Genomic DNA, 3,586 nt, shown 5'->3' with positions numbered 1-3,586 from the left:
AGTATGTAATTAGTAAAAAGTTGGTAAAGCATATCTCTACCAACTGTTCCAAGAGGAAAGAACCAAAGATTCTTTTTTAAGTATTTATTATTTGCCATAAATTATTTTTACGGCACTAAAGAAAGCAAGTCAAGAAAAACGATTAATTATTAAAAGATTGCTTTTAACCCAGCAGTAGCGATAAATTTATTTTCTTTGCTATATCCTCCACCTACTTCAAGTTTTACAGCATCTGTTAAAACAAATGAAAGAGAAGGGGTTACTAATAATTCTTCAAAACCTGAATTATTAAATGTAGTTGTAAAGGAAAGATAAAGTGAAAGACGCTCATTAGGTGTAAATGTAATTGCACTACATAATGAGTATTTCTCTTTGTAGAAATCTAATTGGCTTGCTAGGTATAATCCCACTTGGTAAGAATTCATTTCTGTTTCAATAGAATAAAGCTTCATCATATTAATCGCAAATAGTAAATCGCTTTTTGAACGAAACCTTGTTTCAAAGCCTGTTGTGATATCAAAATAGAGAGATAAATCTAAGGCTGTTGCAATTCTTACATCTTTATCTTCATTTAGTGATGCATATAAATTTATTGATTTTAATGTATCATCTTTAAAGCTTTTCTTTACCTTCAGGCCTGTAGCAAGCTTTTGGCATGGCTCAATAATAGTGGAATTTTGAATAAAAGAAACCTTAGCTGAAAGTGGAAGTGATATTGCTGCATCAAAAGAAAAATCATTTCCTAAACTTTGAGATAAGGAAAATAACCAGATATTTCTACTATCGTTAACACCTGCTTGAGCATTTTGAGAAAAGTCTTCTAATAACACATCACCAATTCTGTAGTAAGTGCCAAGGCCCCATGATATAGGTGAAAGGCCTGCAGTAATTGTCATTTTCTTTCCACCATATCCTGGAATGCGAAATCTAAAATCAGCTCTCTTTAGTGAAAGTGAGAGAATGGTACTATCACTATTCGTTGTACATGTGATATCACCTCTAATTTCAGCTTTCATTGCATTTTCAGAATATGTGATGTATGGATTTACACTCATATTCCAAAAAGACTTTTGATTAGCAGTAGTAAAGCCTCCAAGAAGTGATATCTGTCCACCTGTAGATGCAAATAATAGAGTTGGTAATAGTAGTACTAAAGCAATGATAGTAATTCTTTTTACCATGCAAAATCCTCCTTATCGAAGATAGAGGAGTCAATCTTTTTATTAAATACGATGTTTTTAACATTCATTTCACTTTTGTTACTTTTTTTAACTGAATTCTCAGTTTTAACACTTGTTGGGAAATATGGTCGTTCTGAATATCCATCGTAATATATTGTTTTTAACAGTCTTCCACTTTTTGAATAAAGCTCTTCTACAATTGGAACATATCTAACTTTATCGATTAACATTTCCATTTTCTGATATGTTTCAGAGAGCTTCTTTGCAGAAAACTTAATTCTATAGCAAGAGGTATTATTAAATGTCTCTTCGCCCACTAACTCATAGTTATATCTATCTTCATAATCATCATCACCACTTAGGTCCTCATATGAGAAATCCGAACCTAAGAATGAGCTTGAAAGACCTGAATCAGAGAGCCTGATAATTTCATCTGCATCAGGGTAGTAGATATAAATTTCATCATCAAGTCTTAATACCTTTTGTCCCTTATCCATACCTGATGTAACAGTTAGAAGGGTATCTCCATCATCATTTTGTACAGCATCAAAGGATTGAGTAGTTGTACCCATCCTATCTGTATTTTTTATTGTTGCAGAAAATGAAAGAGTTTCAAATTCCATCGCATCTTCCATTTTATCTAGGATGTCTTTTGCACTCTCAGCTGATAGTGATGAAAGTAAAAGTAAGATTAAAATAAAAAGAGTTGATAATTTTTTCATGCTTCCTCCCTTAATGATTGAGCAACCTCTAGTTTTCTAACTCGTAGAGTTGCAAGTATTGTGCTAAGTGCTGTTACAGCCATCTCAGCAATAATAATTACTGGATATAACCAAGCACTTAGGCGTAAATATAGTATGTTTGGAAAACCCCATCCTTCAACGGCTTCTATTCCAAATGCCGTTAGATCGATACCAATAATGCCAAATACTGTTATTAAACAATATCCGATAATCGCAGCAATAAAAGCTGAGATAAATGAAATCACTAAGCCTTCTACTACAAGTAAGACCATGATGTATGTCCTTGAAAATCCTTGAGCTATCATTGTTGCAAGCTCCTTTTTCCTTTCAAGTGTTGACATCATCATTGTATTAAATACTAGTGTTGATGCAATGAAGAAAAATAGTCCAATGATTATTACAATCATTACATCATAAAGTGGCATTACAGGATATATCCAAGATATTTCTTCCCAAGATTGGCAAATTAATCCTCTACCTTCAAAAGCTTTATTTAACTCTTTTGCTTTTGCAATGTTATCACAACCAGATTTTAACCACACGTGAAGCTCTAGTGCTCCGTCTTGCATCCTGATTAGCTTAGAGAGAGTATCAGAGGAGGTTATTACTACATTACCATTCATCTCTGCATTAAGGTAACCAACAACACCGACAATTGTAAATGTTGCAGCATTACTTCCACCCGATGCTGTTTTAAAGACACAGGTAATATTGTCTCCAATAGCTAAATTATGTCTTGAAAGGAAAATTGGTGTTACCATTACCTCTTTTTCATTATTTTCGACAAATCTTCCATCGTATAAAATTGTATCCTTACCTATGTATACTGAATCGATAGGTGCACCATAAACACTAATACTTTCAAGCTTTCCATCTTTATATAAAGAAGATGAAAGAGAAAATACTGATTCAACACTTTTTACATCATCCATATTAAGTAGTTCATCTTTTAGTGATGTATAGTCTTCAATGTAAAATTGCAGAGGCATTAGATTTTCAAATTCATTAAATTTGATATTTCTAATTCTTATATCACCTGTTGAATATTTCCTTTCATTTTCTGCTAATTGATCAAAGCAAGTGTACATAAAGGATATCATTAATAGCACAATTAAAACAGCAAGCATTACTGAAAGTCCTGTTACTGCTGTTCTTTTTTTATTTCTTAAGCAGTTTCTAAGTGCAAGTTTTAGCATTATGCCCTCCTAAATAAATCAGCAATTTGCTCTTTTCCTGATTTATAAACAGGGAAAAAGGCTGATAGTGCAGAAAGAATTACAGCAAGTAGTGGAATAACGATAAATGATTGCCAATAAAACCCTGGTCGCATAATTAATGGAATTCTATATCCAATATCCATATCTGCTGAGAGGAGAGATGTTAAATCTATTCCATATTTAGAAAGAGGAATCATTACAACAACTGCAAGAAGAGCTCCTAACAAAGCACCTATTATTCCTGTTATAGTGCCTTCAATTACAAATTGGGTAATAATGGTTTTTCTCGAAAAACCTAATGCTTTTAGCATAGCTGTTTCTTTTCTTCTTTCCATTACAGCCATTATCATTGTATTTGATATCCCTGCTCCTGCAATAATGAATAGAAATAGAAGCATGACAAATGAACTTCCTTTATCTCCATTCATGATAGCCATAAGATCAT

General features: G+C 32.7%; 4 protein-coding genes. All 4 read right to left on the bottom strand.

The features are described 5' to 3' along the window. Positions 1-149: 149 nt before the first annotated feature. A complete protein-coding gene (locus SOY52_RS07810) occupies positions 150-1,181 on the bottom strand; it encodes a hypothetical protein (RefSeq protein ID WP_320848396.1) in 1,032 nt (343 codons plus the stop codon). After that, the gene (locus SOY52_RS07805; protein ID WP_320848395.1) at positions 1,175-1,903 is read right to left on the bottom strand and encodes an outer membrane lipoprotein-sorting protein; all 729 of its coding nucleotides are present in this window, start codon (positions 1,901-1,903) and stop codon (positions 1,175-1,177) included. The genes SOY52_RS07810 and SOY52_RS07805 overlap by 7 nt, the downstream gene beginning before the upstream one ends. Continuing rightward, positions 1,900-3,120: an ABC transporter permease gene (locus SOY52_RS07800; protein WP_320848394.1), complete on the bottom strand. Its 1,221-nt coding sequence runs from the start codon at positions 3,118-3,120 to the stop codon at positions 1,900-1,902. The genes SOY52_RS07805 and SOY52_RS07800 overlap by 4 nt, the downstream gene beginning before the upstream one ends. After that, positions 3,120-3,586, bottom strand: a 467-nt coding sequence (locus tag SOY52_RS07795; RefSeq protein WP_320848393.1) for an ABC transporter permease, incomplete at its 5' end; no start/stop codon positions are given. The genes SOY52_RS07800 and SOY52_RS07795, both read right to left, overlap by 1 nt.

This window comes from Bullifex sp. (assembly GCF_034103065.1).
Lineage (GTDB): Bacteria > Spirochaetota > Spirochaetia > Sphaerochaetales > Sphaerochaetaceae > Bullifex.
The sequence above is the reverse complement of the archived record's forward strand: the minus strand, read 5'-3'. Positions and strand labels throughout refer to the sequence as shown.

What these genes read in the sequence shown, in the direction of transcription:
- SOY52_RS07810 (WP_320848396.1), bottom strand. Translation starts at nt 1,181, where the DNA reads ATGGTAAAAAGAATTACTATCATTGCTTTAGTACTACTATTACCAACT.
- SOY52_RS07805 (WP_320848395.1), bottom strand. Translation starts at nt 1,903, where the DNA reads ATGAAAAAATTATCAACTCTTTTTATTTTAATCTTACTTTTACTTTCA.
- SOY52_RS07800 (WP_320848394.1), bottom strand. Translation starts at nt 3,120, where the DNA reads ATGCTAAAACTTGCACTTAGAAACTGCTTAAGAAATAAAAAAAGAACA.